Source organism: Pseudomonas sp. NY8896 (assembly GCF_039634505.1).
In genome coordinates this window covers 2,343,729-2,360,470 of record NZ_CP132350.1, presented here as the reverse complement: position 1 = coordinate 2,360,470, position 16,742 = coordinate 2,343,729, and the positions used below count along the sequence as shown (strand labels likewise).

The 16,742-nt window shown below is 61.8% G+C and carries 16 protein-coding genes; all 16 read right to left on the bottom strand.

All coding sequences use genetic code 11. From position 1 onward, the window contains the following. Positions 1 to 47: 47 nt before the first annotated feature. On the bottom strand, positions 48 to 1,739 hold the full coding sequence (locus Q9451_RS10590) for a fused response regulator/phosphatase (RefSeq protein ID WP_012273505.1): 1,692 nt from the start codon (positions 1,737 to 1,739) through the stop codon (positions 48 to 50). Between the two features lie 8 nt (positions 1,740 to 1,747). Continuing rightward, a complete protein-coding gene (locus Q9451_RS10585) occupies positions 1,748 to 2,053 on the bottom strand; it encodes an STAS domain-containing protein (protein WP_012273506.1) in 306 nt (101 codons plus the stop codon). A 114-nt stretch (positions 2,054 to 2,167) separates the two neighbouring features. Next, a complete protein-coding gene (gene fliJ / locus Q9451_RS10580; RefSeq protein WP_012273507.1) occupies positions 2,168 to 2,620 on the bottom strand; it encodes a flagellar export protein FliJ in 453 nt (150 codons plus the stop codon). 6 nt (positions 2,621 to 2,626) lie between these two features. Beyond that, positions 2,627 to 3,982 (bottom strand): flagellar protein export ATPase FliI, encoded by a 1,356-nt coding sequence (gene fliI, locus Q9451_RS10575; RefSeq protein WP_012273508.1) that lies wholly within the window; start codon positions 3,980 to 3,982, stop codon positions 2,627 to 2,629. Next, a complete protein-coding gene (fliH, locus tag Q9451_RS10570; protein WP_012273509.1) occupies positions 3,972 to 4,754 on the bottom strand; it encodes a flagellar assembly protein FliH in 783 nt (260 codons plus the stop codon). The genes fliI and fliH overlap by 11 nt, the downstream gene beginning before the upstream one ends. A 36-nt stretch (positions 4,755 to 4,790) precedes the next feature. Further along, the gene (gene fliG / locus Q9451_RS10565; RefSeq protein ID WP_003254434.1) at positions 4,791 to 5,810 is read right to left on the bottom strand and encodes a flagellar motor switch protein FliG; all 1,020 of its coding nucleotides are present in this window, start codon (positions 5,808 to 5,810) and stop codon (positions 4,791 to 4,793) included. Continuing rightward, on the bottom strand, positions 5,803 to 7,581 hold the full coding sequence (gene fliF / locus Q9451_RS10560; RefSeq protein ID WP_012273510.1) for a flagellar basal-body MS-ring/collar protein FliF: 1,779 nt from the start codon (positions 7,579 to 7,581) through the stop codon (positions 5,803 to 5,805). The genes fliG and fliF overlap by 8 nt, the downstream gene beginning before the upstream one ends. A 15-nt stretch (positions 7,582 to 7,596) precedes the next feature. Further along, a complete protein-coding gene (gene fliE / locus Q9451_RS10555; RefSeq protein WP_003254438.1) occupies positions 7,597 to 7,929 on the bottom strand; it encodes a flagellar hook-basal body complex protein FliE in 333 nt (110 codons plus the stop codon). 87 nt (positions 7,930 to 8,016) lie between these two features. Further along, positions 8,017 to 9,372, bottom strand: a complete 1,356-nt coding sequence (locus tag Q9451_RS10550; RefSeq protein ID WP_012273511.1) for a sigma-54 dependent transcriptional regulator — start codon at positions 9,370 to 9,372, stop codon at positions 8,017 to 8,019. Further along, positions 9,372 to 10,589: an ATP-binding protein gene (locus Q9451_RS10545; protein WP_012273512.1), complete on the bottom strand. Its 1,218-nt coding sequence runs from the start codon at positions 10,587 to 10,589 to the stop codon at positions 9,372 to 9,374. The genes Q9451_RS10550 and Q9451_RS10545 overlap by 1 nt, the downstream gene beginning before the upstream one ends. A 209-nt stretch (positions 10,590 to 10,798) precedes the next feature. Then, complete coding sequence (fleQ, locus tag Q9451_RS10540) at positions 10,799 to 12,274, bottom strand: transcriptional regulator FleQ (RefSeq protein WP_060514511.1); 1,476 nt, start codon at positions 12,272 to 12,274, stop codon at positions 10,799 to 10,801. A gap of 168 nt (positions 12,275 to 12,442) precedes the next feature. Continuing rightward, positions 12,443 to 12,772: a hypothetical protein gene (locus Q9451_RS10535; RefSeq protein WP_012273514.1), complete on the bottom strand. Its 330-nt coding sequence runs from the start codon at positions 12,770 to 12,772 to the stop codon at positions 12,443 to 12,445. Beyond that, the gene (gene fliS, locus Q9451_RS10530) at positions 12,753 to 13,154 is read right to left on the bottom strand and encodes a flagellar export chaperone FliS (RefSeq protein WP_012273515.1); all 402 of its coding nucleotides are present in this window, start codon (positions 13,152 to 13,154) and stop codon (positions 12,753 to 12,755) included. The genes Q9451_RS10535 and fliS overlap by 20 nt, the downstream gene beginning before the upstream one ends. A 127-nt stretch (positions 13,155 to 13,281) precedes the next feature. Beyond that, positions 13,282 to 14,670, bottom strand: a complete 1,389-nt coding sequence (gene fliD / locus Q9451_RS10525) for a flagellar filament capping protein FliD (protein WP_041166553.1) — start codon at positions 14,668 to 14,670, stop codon at positions 13,282 to 13,284. A gap of 83 nt (positions 14,671 to 14,753) precedes the next feature. Beyond that, positions 14,754 to 15,110, bottom strand: coding sequence for a flagellar protein FlaG (locus Q9451_RS10520; RefSeq protein WP_012273517.1), 357 nt, complete (start codon positions 15,108 to 15,110; stop codon positions 14,754 to 14,756). 76 nt (positions 15,111 to 15,186) lie between these two features. Continuing rightward, positions 15,187 to 16,638, bottom strand: a complete 1,452-nt coding sequence (locus Q9451_RS10515) for a flagellin (protein WP_012273518.1) — start codon at positions 16,636 to 16,638, stop codon at positions 15,187 to 15,189. Between the last annotated feature and the right edge of the window lie 104 nt (positions 16,639 to 16,742).

Sequence of the window (16,742 nt, the reverse complement as noted above, 5' to 3'; positions counted from 1 at the left end):
TGTTCACTCCTTGATCAAGCCAGATTATGCCCGAGCCAGCTGGTGGCTCACCATACGAACTCCACTTGCGCGCAACGCCCGCCATCACTCCAGCGCGCGTCACTGGCCAACCGCCGAACCAGGTTCAGACCACGGCCGCTAAGCCCCTGATCCCGCGAGGGCCGCGCAAGTACCCGCTGCACGTCGAAGCCGGCACCGCTGTCGCGCACCTGAATCTTCAGACGGCCACCGTCGCCATGGGGTTCAACCTTGAAATCGATGCTTACAAAGCCGCCTGTCAACGACCCCAGGCGCCGCGCGCGCTCCTGATAATAGTCGGCAAAGCCCTGCACATCGCGCTTGAGCTGAGAATCCAGGCCCAGCACACCATGCTCCAATGCATTGGAATACAACTCGCTGAGCACACTGTGCAGGCTGCCGGTGCGCGCGCGCAGGCCGTGAATTTCCTGCAACAACTGCACCAGATACGGCACCGGATTGAAGCGTTTCAGGCTCTCGCCACGCACCTCGAAGCCCAGCGACCAGTCCAGCGGGCTGGAGCGGCCGCTATCAGAGTAGATCATCGGCGCCGGCACCCGCTCCTCGGCGGTGAACATGCGAATATCGCACAAGCTGATGTCATCGCGTGGGCGCCCACCAAAGCGCTCCAGGGCCTGCATCAGTTCATCGAACAACTGCGCTGGGTCGCGGTTGTCGGCCAGCACCTGACGTAGGCGCTGCACGCCAAACAAGCGGTCCTGGTCGTCGGCGGTATCGAGTACGCCGTCCGACAGCAGCAACAGGCGCTCGCCCGGCGCCAGCGGCAACACTTCAGTGCTGTCATCGAAGCGCTCGGCAGCGAGAATGCCCAGCGGCAGGTGCCGTGAATTCAGCACCGACAGCACCTGGCCATCCACCGACAGGCGATAACCATCAGGCATGCCGCCATTCCAAACCTCCACCGAACCGCGCTGCATACTGAGGTTGAGCAGTAGCGCGCAGCAGAACATGTCCACTGGCAGGATACGTTTGAGCTTGGCGTTCATCTCGCGCAGGATCTGCGCCATACCGTAGCCCTTGGCGGTCATGCCGTAGAACACCTCGGCCAGTGGCATGGCGCCGACCGCCGCCGGCAAGCCATGCCCAGTGAAATCGCCGAGCAGTACGCGCATATCGCCGGCCGGGGTAAACGCTGCCAGCATCAGGTCGCCATTGAACAGCGCGTAGGGCGATTGCAGGTAGCGGATGTTGGGCGCGCCAAGGCAGCCGGAGTGGGCTACCTTGTCGAACACTGCCTTGGCCACCCGCTGCTCGTTCAGCAGGTGGTGATGGTGCCGGGTAATCTGGTCGCGCTGCTCCAGCACAGTGGCCTGCAACCGGCGCAGGCGGTCCATGGCGCGTATCTTGGCGGCGAGGATCACCGCGCTGTAGGGTTTGGCCATGAAGTCATCGCCACCCGCTTCCAGGCAGCGCACCAGGCCTTCCTCCTCGTTCAGCGAGGTCAGGAAAATGATCGGCACCAGCGCTTCGCCCGCCAGGGCCTTGATTTGCCGCGCCGCCTCGAAGCCGTCCATCACCGGCATCAGCGCATCGAGCAGCACCAACTGCGGGCGCCGCTCGATGAACAGCGCTACCGCCTGCTCGCCGTTTTCCGCGGTGACGACCTGGTGGCCCTGACGGCGCACGATCTGCGCCAACAACAGGCGGTCGGCGGCCCCGTCCTCGGCGACCAGCACGGTCAACGCCTGTTCGGCCGGCATGTCGGCGCTCAACTGATATCGAAGAGTTTTTCGAAATTGGAAATGGCGAGGATCTTGCGCACGTCAGAGCTGGCATGCACCACCCGCACATCGGACTCATCGCCGCCCGCGTGGTCGCGCAGCAACAGCAGCATGCCGAGCGCGGAACTGTCGAGGTAGGTGGTGTCCTTCAGGTCGACGACCACCGAATCGGGCCGATCGGGCTGACGTTCGTAGGCATCGCGAAATTCCTGATGCTTGCCGAAATCGAAGCGACCCTTGACCTTGATCGTCAGCTTTTTCCCGTCCTGCGAAAAATCAGTCTCGACTGCCATGCTAGCGATTCCTTCGATGATGGCGGATGCAACTCCTTAAGGTTTAGCAGGCGATGCCGGGGGTGACAAGTGCTCGGCACAGGCGCAGAAAGTGCCAGGGCAAGCACCCGAGACCTATAAATGACTCTGCCGAGGCAGGCGCTGGGACAGTTCGTCCAGCAACCGCTGCTCACGCTTGTCCTCAGCGCGCCGGGCTTCGTCCATGTAGCGCTGCACCAGCTTGCGCAACCCCTCCACCCGGGCATAGGCCTGCTGCCAGATACCACGGGCGTTGTTGAGGTTGTTCTGATGCCAGACCAGGCTTTGCCGCTGCTGGGTCATGGCCGCTTCCAACTGCCCAAGAAAACGCTGGTAGTTGACCAGCCAGCTGCCATTGACGCCCTGCCCGCCGCGGTTGATCCACTGCAACTGGTAATCCTCGCGAAAGCGCTCCAGCTCGGCCAGCTTGGCCTGGGCCGTGACCACCTGCTGCTGGAAGTGCCCAAGGCGCTGAGCCGCCTTGCGCTCGGCCTCTTCGGCCATGTCCACCACCGGCGCCAGGCGCGCGGCGCGTCCGGGCAGCGCCATGGCTTATCAGCCTGCCGGGGGCGTGAAAATCGCCCCCAGCTGTTCGCGGCTCTGCGCCATACCCACGTTTTCACGCAGGCCCTGGCGCAGAAACTCCACCAGCTTCGATTGCAAGGCAATGGCCAGGTCGGTCTCCGGGTCACCACCCGCCACGTAGGCACCCACGCTGATCAGGTCGCGGCTTTGCGACAGGCGCGACCACAGCTGCTTGAACTTCTGCGCCTGGCGCAAGTGGTCGGCATCGACCACCTGGGGCATGACCCGGCTGATCGAGGCTTCGATGTCGATAGCCGGGTAATGGCCTTCCTCAGCCAGCCGGCGCGACAGCACAAAGTGGCCGTCGAGCACACCCCGTGCCGAGTCGGCGATAGGGTCCTGCTGGTCGTCGCCCTCGGACAGCACGGTATAGAACGCCGTGATCGAACCACCGCCCGGCTCGCCATTGCCTGCCCGCTCCACCAGCTTTGGCAGCTTGGCGAACACCGATGGCGGGTAACCCCGGGTGGCCGGCGGCTCACCGATGGCCAGGGCGATTTCCCGCTGAGCCTGGGCGAAACGGGTGAGCGAGTCCATCAGCAACAGCACATTCTTGCCTTTGTCGCGGAAGTACTCGGCAATGCGCGTGCAGTACATGGCGGCACGCAGGCGCATCAAGGGCGCATCGTCAGCCGGCGAGGCCACCACCACCGAGCGCTTGAGGCCCTCCTCACCGAGGATATGCTCGATGAATTCCTTCACTTCGCGCCCCCGCTCACCGATCAGGCCGACCACGATGATTTCGGCTTCAGTGAAGCGTGTCATCATGCCCAGCAGCACCGATTTACCCACACCGGTACCGGCAAACAGGCCCAATCGCTGACCACGGCCGACAGTAAGCAGACCGTTGATGCTGCGAATGCCCACATCCAGTGGCTTGCTGATAGGGTCGCGGTTGAGCGGGTTGATCACCGGGCCGTCCATCGGCACCCAATCCTCGGCCTTCATGCCGCCCTTGCCATCCAGCGCGCGGCCGGCGCCGTCGAGCACCCGCCCCAGCATGCTCATGCCCATGGGCAGGCGGCCGCCGTCATCCAGCGGCACCACCCGGGCGCCCGGGGCAATGCCGACGATGCTGCCAACCGGCATGAGGAACACCTTGGGCCCGGAAAAGCCCATGACTTCGGCCTCGACCTGCACCGGGTGGTAACTGTCGTCGTTGATCACCAGGCAACGGCTGCCTACTGCGGCGCGCAGGCCCTCGGCTTCCAGGGTGAGGCCGACCATGCGCAGCAGGCGGCCTTCAACGACAGGTTGCGCCGGCAGTTCGATGGCCTCGGCGTAGGTGCCCAGGCGCTTGCCGAAACTGGTGCGCTCAAGGTGCATCAGCGGTATCCACCGGGCTGCCCAGGTCTACCGACATGTCTGGCGCCGCCGGGTGCAGGGAATGGTCGTGCAACTGGTCGAACAGTTGTGCAACGGCTTTTTCGATACGTGTTTCCATGGTCGCGTCGATACGGCTGTGGGCCGTTTCAATGCGGCAGCCGCCAGGCAGCAGTGCGCTGTCTTCCAGCAGCCGCCAGCTTTCCTCATGGCGCTCTCGCAGGGCCTTGGCCAGGTCGAAATCCTGCGGGTTGAGGTGGATGCGGATATTGTCCGCGCCCATGGGCAGCAGCTTGAGCGCTTCGCGCAACACCTGGGTGATCTGGCTGGAATCGTTGCGCAGCTCGCGACCTATCACCTGACGGGTCATGTGCGCCACCAGGTGTACCAGCGACTTCTCGATTTGCGTGTCCTGCTCGGCAATCGGCTCCATCAGGTTGGCCATCAGCCGCTCGAGGCTTTCCAGCTTGGCCTTCAGAGCCTCTTCGGCTTCCTGGCGGACCTTAAGCTGGGTACTGTGGAAGCCTTCACGCTCACCGGTGGCGAAGCCCTCGTTGTAGGCCTCCTGGCGGATGGCTTCGAGCTCTTCCAGGGTTAGCGGCTGGACTTCTTCCAGCGGCACTTCCTCGACTTCTTCCTCGATGACCTCAGGCTCCGGCTCAGGCTCGGGGACGGGCTCTGGCTCGGGGTCGAAGCTGGGCAGCGCCCATACGTCCACGCCCTCTAGGTCGCGGGCACGGATCAGGTCGCTGGGGTGATGTTCTTTGGTGGACATTGAAATGCCTGTTGGTCAAAGCGTGAAGCTTGCCGCTTAAATCATTTCCTCGGCACCCTTGCCGCCGAGCACGATCTCGCCGGCCTCGGCCATGCGACGGGCGATGGTGAGGATTTCCTTCTGCGCCGTTTCCACGTCGCTGACCCGCACCGGCCCCTTGGCCTCCAGGTCGTCGCGCAGCAGTTCCGAGGCACGTTTGGACATGTTCTTGAAGATCTTGTCCTTGACCCGCTCGTCGGCACCCTTGAGCGACACCACCAGCACGTCGGACGACACTTCGCGCAGCAGTGCCTGGATACCCCGGTCGTCGACGTCGGCCAGGTTGTTGAAGACGAACATCAGGTCCTCGATCTGCTCCGACAGGTCGCTGTCGATTTCGCGGATCGCATCCATCAGCGCACCTTCCACCGAGCTGTCGAGGAAGTTCATGATGTCGGCAGCACGCTTGATACCACCCAGGGTGGTGCGTGCGGCGTTGGAGTTGCCCGAGAACTGCTTCTCGAGGATCTGGTTAAGCTCCTTCAGCGCCGCCGGCTGCACGGTGTTCAGCGACGACACGCGCAAGACGATGTCCAGGCGCACCTTGTGGTCGAAGTTGCTCAGCACTTCACCAGCCTGGTCAGGGTCGAGGTAGGCCACCACGATGGCCTGGATCTGCGGGTGCTCGTAGCGGATCACGTCGGCCACGGCGCGTGGTTCCATCCACTTGAGGCTGTCCAGGCCGCTGGTGTTGCCGCCAAGCAGGATGCGGTCGACCAGGCCATTGGCCTTGTCCTCGCCCAGCGCCTGGTTGAGCATCTTGCGGATGTACGCGTCGGACCCCACGCCCAGGCTGGTCTGGTCGCCGACGATGTCGACGAATTCGCTCATCACCTGCTCGACCTGGTCACGGTGCACATTGCCCATCTGCGCCATGGCCACACCCACCCGCTGCACTTCCTTGGGCCCCATGTGCCGCAGCACCTGGGCCGCATCGGTCTCGCCCAGCGAGAGCAGAAGGATCGCCGCTTTGTCGACGCGGCTCAGCTTGGCGGTAACGGCTCGGTTATCACTCATCGGCGTTGATCCAGTCTTTCACGACCTGGGCGACACGGCCCGGGTCTTCGGCCACCAGGCCTTTGATTGCGTTGAGCTGTGCCTCGTAACCCTCGCTCGGGCTAGGCAGCAGAATGCTTGTCGGGCCACCCAGGCTGACGCGGTCGTTGGCCAACTCGCCATCCAGACCCATCATGCCGCCCAGCTCCATGTCGCTATCCGAGGCAGCCTGCTTGCCGCCCCCTGTAATATTGTTGAGCACCGGCCGCAGCACACCGAACACCAGCACCAGGATGAACACCACACCCAGCACCTGCTTGACGATGTCCCAGAACCACGGCTGCTGGTAGAAGGCGATGTCGGCGATTTCCTCGCCACGGTCGGCGGCGAACGGCACGTTGATCACCGTCACGCTGTCGCCACGGCTGGCATCGAAGCCGACGGCGTCCTGCACCAGGCGGGTAAAGCGCGCCAGGTCCTCGGCAGCCCACGGCGCACGGGTGGCGTCACCCGTGGCAGGGTCGAGCTTGACCTGATCGTCCACCACCACCGCCACCGACAGACGGGTCATGCGGCCTTGCTGCTGGCGGGTATGGCTGATGGAACGGTCCAGTTCGAAGTTCTTGGTGCTTTGCTGACGTTTATCTGACGGGTACGGCGCGAGCATCGGCTGGCCGGTGGCTGGGTCCATGATCTGCTGGCCGTTGGCATCGACCAGCGGCTGGCCCGGCTGAATGGCCGAAGCTGGCGTGGCAGCGCCACCGGTGGTTTGCGGTGCCGACGCGGCGCCCGGCGGCTGGTTGCTCAGCGCGCCTGGCACGCCTTGCGGGCCTTGGCTGCTGGCACGTTGTTCATCGACCGACTGCTCGCTGCGCAGTGCCGGCTGGTCGGGATTGAACTGTTCGGAGGTGGACTCGACCGCGCTGAAGTCGAGGTCGGCGGACACTTCGGCCTTGTAACGGTCGTTGCCCAGCACCGGCTGCAGGATGTTGTGCACACGCTGGGTGAGCATGCTCTCTACCCGGCGGCTGTAGTCGAACTGCTTGCCGGCTTGGGTCAGTGATGAATCCTGGATCTGCTCGGACAGCAGGTTGCCCTTCTGGTCGACGACGGTGACCTGGGATTTGTCCAGTTCCGGCACACTGGTGGCTACCAGGTTGACGATGGCCATCACCTGCCCGGCTTCCAAGGCGCGCCCCGGGTACAACTCGACCAGTACCGAAGCGCTGGGCTTGCGCTCATCACGCACGAACACCGAGCTTTTCGGGATAGCCAGGTGCACGCGCGCGGCCTTGACGTTGTTCAGGCTGGAAACAGTGCGCGCCAGTTCGCCTTCGAGGCTGCGGCGGTAGCGAGTGGCCTCCATGAACTGGCTGGTGCCCAGGCCCTGCTCCTTGTCGAGCAGTTCGAAACCGACATTACCGTCGCTTGGCGCTACGCCGGCGGCTGCCAGTTTCAGGCGCGCACGGGAGAGGTCGTCGGCCTTGACCAGCAGAGCACCCGAGTTGGGCTCCACGTTGTAGGGGATGTCTGCAGCGGCCAGGGTATCCATGACCTGCTTGGTGTCCATGCCCGACAGGCTGCCGTACAACGGACGGTAATCGGGCTGTTGCGACCACAGCACCACGGCAAAGCCAATGGCCACGCTGGCCGCCAGACCAACCATGAGGCCAATCTGGCGCAGCATGGGCATCTGCGAGATGTTTTCCAGAAACGCCATGCCAAACAACGGCGGCTTGGCCGCTGGCGAGCCAGCCTTGGCGGGGGCGTTTTCGACGACTGCTTCAGCCATGGGTTACATCCGTCCTCAAACCGGCATCTGCATGATGTCCTGATACGCCTGGACCAGCTTGTTGCGTACCTGGGTCATGGCCTGCATCGACACGCTGGCCTTTTGCGAAGCGATCATCACGTCGGTCAGGTCGACGCCGCTCTTGCCGATTTCGAAGGCGTTGGCCAGTTGGGTCGAAGCCTGCTGCGTCTCATGCACCTTGCCGATGGCCTGGCCGAGCATGTCGGCGAAGGTACTTTGCCCAGGCGCCAGCTCTGGTGCTGCGGTGACCTTGGGCAGCGACATGGCATCGGCCTGCATGGCCCGCATGTCCAACATCAGACGATTGAATTCAACACCTTGGCTCATGACCCTTCTCTCTCCTGCGGCCGCATTTTTTTGACACTCATGCGGCGAATAGCCTACGTAAAGCAACAAAGGTGCCAGCCTTGCAGCTCAACCGAAAAGGCTGGCCTCGACGTCAAACCCGGCATCACGCATCTGCGCCAGCTTATAGCGCAAGGTACGCGGGCTGATCCCCAGGCGTTCGGCCGCCTCTTTGCGGCGGCCGCGCTCGGCGCGCAGGGTGTCGATGATCATCTGGTACTCGTGACGGCGCATGTCATCACCCAGGCCGCCGGCCTCAGCGGCCACCTCAAGCGATGGCTCCGTGCCAGCCGACAACGGAATGGCGCCTGCCAGACAAAAATCCGCCGCCTCGATCACGCCACCCTGTTGCAGGATCAGCGCCCGCTGCAACGCGTTGTCCAGTTCGCGCACATTGCCTGGCCAGGCATAGGCCTGCAGGCAAGCGCGTGCCTGCGGCGATAGGCGCACCGGGGCATGCTTCATCTTGGCCACATGCCGCGCCAGCAAGCGCTCGGCCAGCTGCAGGATATCGCCTGGGCGCTCACGTAGCGGGCGCCAGGCCAGCGGGAACACCGACAAGCGGTAGTACAGGTCTTCGCGAAAGCGCCCAGCTGCCACTTCCCCCGCCAGGTCACGGTTGGTGGTGGCCAGCACACGAATGTCGAGGCTGATCGGCTTGCGGCCGCCCACCCGCTCCACTTCGCGTTCCTGCAGCACGCGCAGCAGCTTGGCCTGCAAGGCCATGGGCATTTCCGAGATTTCGTCGAGCAGCAGGGTGCCGCCTTCGGCCTGCTCGAACTTGCCGGCCTGGGCGGCGATAGCGCCGGTGAACGCCCCCTTCTCGTGGCCGAACAGGGTGGCTTCGAGCATGTTGTCGGGGATCGCCGCGCAGTTGATCGCGACGAAGGGTTGCGTGGCACGTGGCGACTGCTGGTGAATGTAACGCGCCAGCACCTCCTTGCCGGTACCGGACTCGCCGGAAATCAGCACGGTCGAGTCACTGCGCGCAACCCGTGCGGCCAGTTCCAGCAGTTGGCGGCTGGCAGGCTCGCAGGCCACCGGCCCCTCTTCGCCGGTCACTCGCCCGGCGGCATGGCGCTGCACAAGACTCAACAGCGCCTTGGGCTCGAACGGCTTGACCAGGTAATCGGCGGCGCCCTGGCGCATGGCCTCGACCGCACGCTCGACGGCAGCGTGCGCCGTCATCAACAACACCGGCAGCTGTGGTTGCTGGCGGCGCAGCTGGCTCAGCAACTGATGCCCATCCATGCCAGGCATGTTCACATCACTGACCACCAGGCTGAAGGCGTCACCCCGCACAGCCTCCAGCGCCTCTTCAGCACTGCCCACGGCCTGGTAGGCGAAACCGCCGATTTCCAAGGTATCGCCCAGCGCCTGGCGCAATACGCGGTCGTCCTCGACCAGCAGCACCTTGACCGCCATTACACACCCTCCGCCAATTGCCCGTCGATCAAGGGCAGTTCTACCCGCACGCAGGTACCCCGGCCTACCTTCGAGCGCAGGTTGATCGTGCCCTGGTGCGCCCGCACCACCGCCTTGACTACAGCCAGGCCCAAGCCCGTACCTGTGGCCTTGGTGGTAAGAAACGGCTCACCCAGGCGGCCGAGCAAATCAGCATCGATGCCGCTGCCGGCATCGCTGACGCACAGGTGCAAGCTGCATTCGCGGCGGTACAGGTGCACCTTGAGCCGCGCCGGGCCGTCGCTGGCCTGCAGGGCATTTTCGATCAGGTTGAGCAAAGCGCCGACCAGGGTGTCGCGGTTGCACAGCAGCTCACCCAGGTGGCTGTCACACTGCCAGCGCACGGTGTGCCCCTGCACATGCGCCTGGGCCGCTTGCTGCAGGGCCTGGAACAAGGCTTTCGGGGTCACCCGATCACCCAGCGGCAACTCGCCACGGGCGAATACCAGCATGTCACGCACCTGGTGCTCCAGCTCATGCAGACGCTCTTTCAAGGTAGCGGCGAAGCGCTGGCGGGTTTCCGCGCTCAGTGCCGGCTCGTCATCGGCCAGGTGGCTGGCGTAGAGCATGGCGGCCGACAGCGGTGTGCGGATCTGATGGGCCAGCGAGGCGACCATGCGCCCCAGCGACGACAGACGCTCGTGACGTGCCAGCTGGTCTTGCAGGCGACGGGTTTCAGTCAGGTCGTTGAGCAGCACCAACTGGCCGGGTTCGGCATCCAGCGAGCGAGTGGCGATCGACAGGCGGCGGCCGTCGCGCAGTGAGACTTCGTGGCCGTCATCCTTGCGCGGGGCGAAGCTGCGGGCGATTACCTGGCGCCACAATTGGCCGATAAGCGGCTCGCCAAGCAGCTGGGAGGCGGCCGGGTTGGCTTCGCGCACCAGGCCCTGACCATCGATCACGATCACCCCACCAGGCAGCAGATCCAGCAGGTTCTGCAGGCGGTTGGCCAGGCGTTCTTTTTCGCTGAGTTCGTCAATGCGCTGGGCGCTGACCACGGCCAGCTCACCCTTGAGCTCACTGACCCGAGCTTCGAGCAGGCTGTAGGACTGGCTCAGCTGGCTGGATACCTGATTGAACAGGGTGAAGGCTTGCTCGATACCCAGGCGGCTGTCCTGCTCGACCGGGGTTTGCCCCTGTTGATCGGGGGCTCGGGTTATGTGGGCGGCCTGGGGCATCGTGCTCTCTCGCGTGGCTGACCGTCATAAAAACGGTGTGTTGCCAGCGGTGTAGCAATAGCCGTGCCGGGGATGGGGTTAAATGTATAACTGGGGCATGACTCGGCCATGACTGAGGGATGTGGTGGGGCGGAAATCGAGCGCCGCGCGGGCGGCACTCGATCTGACAGGCACCAAAGAAGCCGAGGCGAACACCACCCCCAACAAGGTCAATCTTCTGCCTGGTCCTCACCACCCTGGCGGCTCATACCATACTTGCGCATCTTCTCCACCAGCGTGGTACGACGAATACGCAAACGTTCCGCTGCGCGCGCAACGATACCGTTGGCATCGTCCAGCGCCTGCTGGATCAGCCCCTGCTCCAGGCTGCCGAGGTAGTCCTTGAGGTCCAGGCCTTCAGGCGGCAGCATGGCATGGTTGCTGAAGTTCGGCGTGTGGCCATTGATGGCCACGCGCTCCTCCAGATCACTGCGCAGGCTGTCGACCATCTGCTCGTCTTCATCGTCGACATAGCGGAATTTCTTCGGCAGTTCAGACACGCCAATCACCCCGTACGGGTGCATGATCGCCATGCGCTCGACCAGGTTGGCCAACTCACGCACGTTACCCGGCCAGCCGTGGCGACACAGCGACATGATCGACGCAGAGTTGAAGCGAATGGACCCGCGCTTCTCGTGCTCCATGCGCGAAATCAGCTCGTTCATCAGCAACGGGATGTCTTCCACCCGCTCACGCAACGGCGCCATCTCGATGGGGAACACGTTCAGGCGGTAGTACAAGTCTTCACGGAAGGTGCCGTCCTCGATCATGCTTTCGAGGTTTTTGTGCGTCGCGGCGATGATGCGCACATCGATGCTCTGGGTCTTGTTGCTACCCACGCGCTCGAAGGTGCGCTCTTGCAGCACGCGCAACAGCTTGACCTGCATCGGCAACGGCATGTCACCGATTTCGTCGAGGAACAGGGTGCCGCCATTGGCCAGCTCGAAACGCCCGGCACGGCTGGTGATTGCCCCGGTAAAGGCACCCTTCTCATGACCGAACAGTTCGCTTTCCAGCAGCTCAGCCGGGATCGCACCGCAGTTGACCGGTACGAATGGCGCTTCACGGCGCTTGGAATGGTAGTGCAGGTTGCGCGCCACCACTTCCTTGCCAGTGCCCGACTCACCCAGGATCAGCACGCTGGCATCGGTATCGGCCACTTGCTGCATCATCTGCCGCACATGCTGGATGGCACGGCTGGTGCCTACCAGGCTGCGGAACAAGTTGGGCTCGCGTTGGCGACCGCGCTCGCGCGCCTGGTCGTACATTTCGCGGTAAACCTGGGCACGGTGCAGCGAATCCAGCAGTTGGCTGTAGCTTGGCGGCATTTCCAGGTTGGAAAGTACCCGGCGGCGAAGGTCCTCTGGCAACTCTGCAGAAGAAATTTCACCTAAAAGCAGAACCGGAAGGAACTCATCCCAGGCAGCCACTGTCTTAAGCAGCCCAAGAAGGTTGCCCGGAGCATTTACGGTACCGATGAGCACGCACAGCACTTCGCGGCTCGAGGACAAAGGCTCCACCGCCTGCTGCCAGTCATGGCTGGCGCACGCGAGGTTTTCTTCGCCGAGGAAGTTCAGCACCACCGCAAGGTCGCGGCGGCGCGCGCTGTCGTCATCGATCAGCAGAATCTTGGTTTCACGCCACATGCAATAGCAACTTCCCTAGTCATATCGGCGCCCTGCAGGGGCATGCTCGACATCATTCCGACTGAATGGTCAGTGTTCGGACGTCTGAAATTCGAAAACAGCCACTAGTAAAGTCAAAAAGGCCCACACAGTCAAATTTATGGCGCCTTTTGTTAAGTTGTGCGCATCTTAACTGAACAGATGGTAAACCTTCGAAGCATTTTTCGCTTGATTGATCTGCATCATCTCTTCGGCAATTGCTTGGCGTTCACCGGTTGTCACGTCGATCAGGTTGCGGTAGACCTGCAGCACCCCTTCCAGCTTCTCGCGCAGCAACGCCTGGTCCATCGCGTGGGTTTCCAGCACCTCGTCGATGCACGTGCGGCACGCCACATCCAGCTTGGCGATGGCTTCCCAGTCACGCTCACCCAAGGCGCCGATCAGGGCGTCGCAGGTGTCATCGAGGCGTTGCAGTGCGGTCACGGTAATCTCCTTGCCTTCAGCTGGCAGGCTGAGCATCGGCAATGCCATCCCAACCACTTTTCACGGTAATCAGCAGCTGGGCAACTTCGTCGATAATGCCGGCATCGTTGTCCACGTTGGCCTGCATCAGGCGGTTGGTCATGTAAACGTAGAGGGCGTCGAGTTTTTCAACGTACTCGGGGTTTTCACTCTTTTCAGGCTGCAGGCCATCGCGCAGACCAATGATGATGTCGATCGCCTTGCCGAGCATCAGGCCCTTTTCCGCAATGTCGCCACGCGCCATGGCACCCTTGGCCTGCGCCATGCGATCGAGGCCGCCTTCCATCAGCATCTGCACCAGGCGATGGGGTGTGGCTTCGGAAATCTGGGCATGGGAATTGACCTTCTGGTACTGACGAAGGGCTCTCATGGGATTCATCTTGCGACCTCGTGACGGGCAGGCTTAAGGGGGAGATATTCCTTGTATCGGGCAGGCGACGAAAAACTTTACCGGCCGATGACATGAAGCCGGGCATGATGCCCGCACTTCATGCAATGATCACGAATTAATCGTCACTGTTCGACTTGTTCAGTGCGTTGAGGGTGCTCAGCACGGAACTCTGCTGTTGGCGCAGCTGGGTGACCAGGGTATCCATGTTGTTGTACTTGTCTTGCAGGCTCTTCTTCAGGGCTTCCATGCGGGCGTCCAGGGTGTCCTGCTCGGTCTTGAGCTTGGTCAGGCTTTCGCTCAGGACCTTGGAGCGTTCGGCGAGGGTGCCGGTACTGGCCTTGGCGAAGGGCTCGGTCACCTTTTGCAAGCGTGCCAGCAGGCCATCCTTGCCATTGAAGATACTGGTCAGGTCCGCAGCATTGGTGGAAGCAGCCTTCTCCCACTTCTTGTCGTCGAGACTAAGCGCACCGCCATCCTGAGCGGATGTAACACCGAAGGCGGCGAGCGATTTCAAGGTACCGTTGCCGGATACTGCATTGAGCTCTTCACGAATAGACGTCATCAAAGTGCGCATCGTGGCATCACCGGTCAGCGCCGCAGCAGTCATGGAGCCATCGGCATTCTTGGTGACCTTGGTTTCTGCGTTCATCACAGTGAGCAAGGCATTATAGGTATCGATGAACCCCTTCAGCCCCGACTTCAATGTGGCGGAACTGGTAGTCAACGAGAGAATAGTCGCTGTCTTTTCACCACTCGTAGCATTTGTCGGCGACGTACCCACTAACTTGATATTGAGCCCGCTGACGGCATCGTTGATGTCGTTGGTCTTGGACTTCATGGCAACACCGTCGAGCGTGTACTCGGCGTCTGCCGGCTCTTCGACCACGGTATAGCCGGTATCGATACCCGAGTTGCCCGAAAGCGTAATGTCGGAGCCTTCGCCCATTTTGGTGGAGGTAACAACCAGGCGCGAGCCATTGGCATCCGTCAGCACGTTGGCACTCAGACCCGCCACTCCAAACTGGCTATTGATGCTATCGCGCACCTGCTGCAAGGTTGCTCCGGCAGGAACACTGAGATCGTAGGCCTTGCCATTCTGAGTCATCGTCAAGGTGGTCGGCGTGCTACCGGGGTTTACTACCGAGCCCGCACCATTGGCGTAAACCTTGGTCGAAACCTTCGACGCCGTCGCCAGCTTGTCGACAATCAACTTGAACGAGCCGTTGGCAGCCCCGGTGCCCATGGTCACGGTCGCGACCTTCTCATCCGAAGACTTAAGGCTCAGGCCACCAAAGCTATTGGTGTCGGTCATGTTGGTCAAGGCGCCGCGGAACGCATCCAGGGCCGCCTGAATCTTGCCAATAGAGGACAACGTGGTGGTTGCCTTCAGCGTTTGCGTATTGATCTGCGCCTGCTTCGGCGCTTTCTGCGCGGCCACCAGCGAATCGACGATCGCCTGGGTATCGATGCCCGAGCCAATACCGCTGACTGTTGTACCTGCCATCATTGCTCTCCTTGTTCAGTAGCTGCCGGATCCTTGGCGGACAAAACCACCAAAGCGTCGACAGCAACAAAAATCATGCCAGCCTATGCTTGATCATCGAATAGCAGGCTGCTGGCTTCACTGAGGCTTTGCGCCAATTTCAGCGCAAGTTCCGACGGAAGCTGCCGGATCACCTCGCCGGACTGGGTGGCAATTACCTTGACCACGACCCGACCGGTGGAATCATCAATGGAAAAATCCAGCTGACGCTGGCTCGACTGGACGAAATCACGAATCTCGCCAACCGCCTTTTCCACGTCTTCGCGCGAGTGCGGCTGGTTATCGGGGGTAGCAGCTTCCTGCACTTTGGCAGGCACCGCAGGGTCCCGGTCACGATCAGCGACTGGCGCCTGGGGTAACACGGACGGATACACCTGGCTCAGCTTGACACTCATGTCCATGTTTCGAACTCCTCATGTCAAAAAGGGCGAAAGGGCACGTAAACGCGCCCTTTCACCCTTTACTCAGGCGCCTGAATTACTGGAGCAGTTTCAGGACCGAGGATGGCAGCTGGTTAGCCTGCGACAGGATTGCAGTCGAAGCCTGTTGCAGAGTCTGCTGCTTGGTCAGCTCGGCAGTTTCCGAGGCGAAGTCCACGTCCTGCACGGTGGAGCGAGCAGCGGTGGAGTTCTTCTGGATGTTCTGCAGGTTGTCGACGGTGGTTTGCAGACGGTTCTGAGTAGCACCCAGGCCCGAACGGACGCTGTCGATCGAACCGATGGCCTTGTCGATAACCGCCAGAGCGTTCTGTGCCTTGGTAGCGTCCGTGACGTCGGTGTCAGCGATAGTAGTCTTAACCGAGGTCGCTGCAGTACCAGCAGCAGAGAACAGCTTGGTTACACCACCGCCGGTCAGCGAGTAGCCTTTGGCCGAATCCAGCGAAATTGCACCGGTAACATACAGATCAGCAGCGGTCAGTGCAGTGCCGGAAGCAGCGTACTCGCCATTACCGTCTTTGGCATTAACCTTGATACCAGCTTGAGCAGCTGCGTCACCGGCACCGAATACCAGGTTTTCGCCGGTATCCGACTTGACGGAAAGCGAACCGCCGTTGGATTCATCATAGTTGACGCTGATGCCCAGCTTAGCGGCGTTAGATTTCAGCTGGTCTGCAAGACTAGCAGTGTCGGTCACACCAACAAACGATACTTTCTGGCTACCAACGGTCAGCTCGAAGTTGGCGGCAGGACCAGCAGTCACGCCGGCAATTGCAGTTTTATCAACACTGAACTGAACTTCAGTGCTTGCAGTTGCAGTCAAACCACCGATAGCGCCATTGAGGTTGGCAGCGATCGTTTTGGCCGAATCACCGGCAGTAACGGTAACGTCCTTGGTTTGACCGTTACCGGTCACAGTTACAGTACCTGCGTCAACACCCGTAGCGCTTGGAGTGATAGCAACGCTTTTGACCTGCTGCGAGCCAATGTTGTTAGCAGCAACGTTGTCCAGCGTCAGGTTGATGGTTTCGTTGGCGTTGGCGCCGACCTGGATGGCCTTGGTGCCGTACGAACCGTCCAGCAGTTTCTGGCCACCGAACGTGGTGGTCTGCGAGATACGGGTCAGTTCCGCGGTCAGAGCCTGGTATTCGTCGTTGTTCGACTTACGGTCGTCGGCGCTCAGGGAGCCAGTAGCCGAGGACAGTGCCAGGGTACGCATTTTTTGCAGGATGTCGGTCGAAGCCTGCATTGCACCTTCAGCGGTCTGGGCGATCGAGATACCGTCGTTGGCGTTTTTCACAGCCTGGCCCAGGCCGTTGATCTGGCTGGTCAGACGGTTGCTGATCTGCAGGCCAGCAGCGTCATCTTTGGCGCTGTTGATGCGCAGACCCGAGGACAGACGCTGCATCGAAGTGGTCTGGGCAGTGCTGGCCTTGGTCAGGTTGCCCTGGGTGGTGATCGACGCAATGTTGGTGTTTACAGTTAAAGCCATGACGAAATCCTCGTTGGATGGGTACTGCGGCTTCCGGCCTTGGCAACCGCCGGATTGGCCTAGAGAACCTTCGTAATAGTTATCGTCGGGTGCGCGGGTTGCTT

Excerpts from the sequence above, each read along its gene's own strand:
- Q9451_RS10590 (WP_012273505.1), bottom strand. The coding sequence starts at position 1,739 with ATGCCGGCCGAACAGGCGTTGACCGTGCTGGTCGCCGAGGACGGGGCC.
- Q9451_RS10585 (WP_012273506.1), bottom strand. The coding sequence starts at position 2,053 with ATGGCAGTCGAGACTGATTTTTCGCAGGACGGGAAAAAGCTGACGATC.
- fliJ (WP_012273507.1), bottom strand. The coding sequence starts at position 2,620 with ATGGCGCTGCCCGGACGCGCCGCGCGCCTGGCGCCGGTGGTGGACATG.
- fliI (WP_012273508.1), bottom strand. The coding sequence starts at position 3,982 with ATGCACCTTGAGCGCACCAGTTTCGGCAAGCGCCTGGGCACCTACGCC.
- fliH (WP_012273509.1), bottom strand. The coding sequence starts at position 4,754 with ATGTCCACCAAAGAACATCACCCCAGCGACCTGATCCGTGCCCGCGAC.
- fliG (WP_003254434.1), bottom strand. The coding sequence starts at position 5,810 with ATGAGTGATAACCGAGCCGTTACCGCCAAGCTGAGCCGCGTCGACAAA.
- fliF (WP_012273510.1), bottom strand. The coding sequence starts at position 7,581 with ATGGCTGAAGCAGTCGTCGAAAACGCCCCCGCCAAGGCTGGCTCGCCA.
- fliE (WP_003254438.1), bottom strand. The coding sequence starts at position 7,929 with ATGAGCCAAGGTGTTGAATTCAATCGTCTGATGTTGGACATGCGGGCC.
- Q9451_RS10550 (WP_012273511.1), bottom strand. The coding sequence starts at position 9,372 with ATGGCGGTCAAGGTGCTGCTGGTCGAGGACGACCGCGTATTGCGCCAG.
- Q9451_RS10545 (WP_012273512.1), bottom strand. The coding sequence starts at position 10,589 with ATGCCCCAGGCCGCCCACATAACCCGAGCCCCCGATCAACAGGGGCAA.
- fleQ (WP_060514511.1), bottom strand. The coding sequence starts at position 12,274 with ATGTGGCGTGAAACCAAGATTCTGCTGATCGATGACGACAGCGCGCGC.
- Q9451_RS10535 (WP_012273514.1), bottom strand. The coding sequence starts at position 12,772 with ATGCTCAGCCTGCCAGCTGAAGGCAAGGAGATTACCGTGACCGCACTG.
- fliS (WP_012273515.1), bottom strand. The coding sequence starts at position 13,154 with ATGAATCCCATGAGAGCCCTTCGTCAGTACCAGAAGGTCAATTCCCAT.
- fliD (WP_041166553.1), bottom strand. The coding sequence starts at position 14,670 with ATGGCAGGTACAACAGTCAGCGGTATTGGCTCGGGCATCGATACCCAG.
- Q9451_RS10520 (WP_012273517.1), bottom strand. The coding sequence starts at position 15,110 with ATGGACATGAGTGTCAAGCTGAGCCAGGTGTATCCGTCCGTGTTACCC.
- Q9451_RS10515 (WP_012273518.1), bottom strand. The coding sequence starts at position 16,638 with ATGGCTTTAACTGTAAACACCAACATTGCGTCGATCACCACCCAGGGC.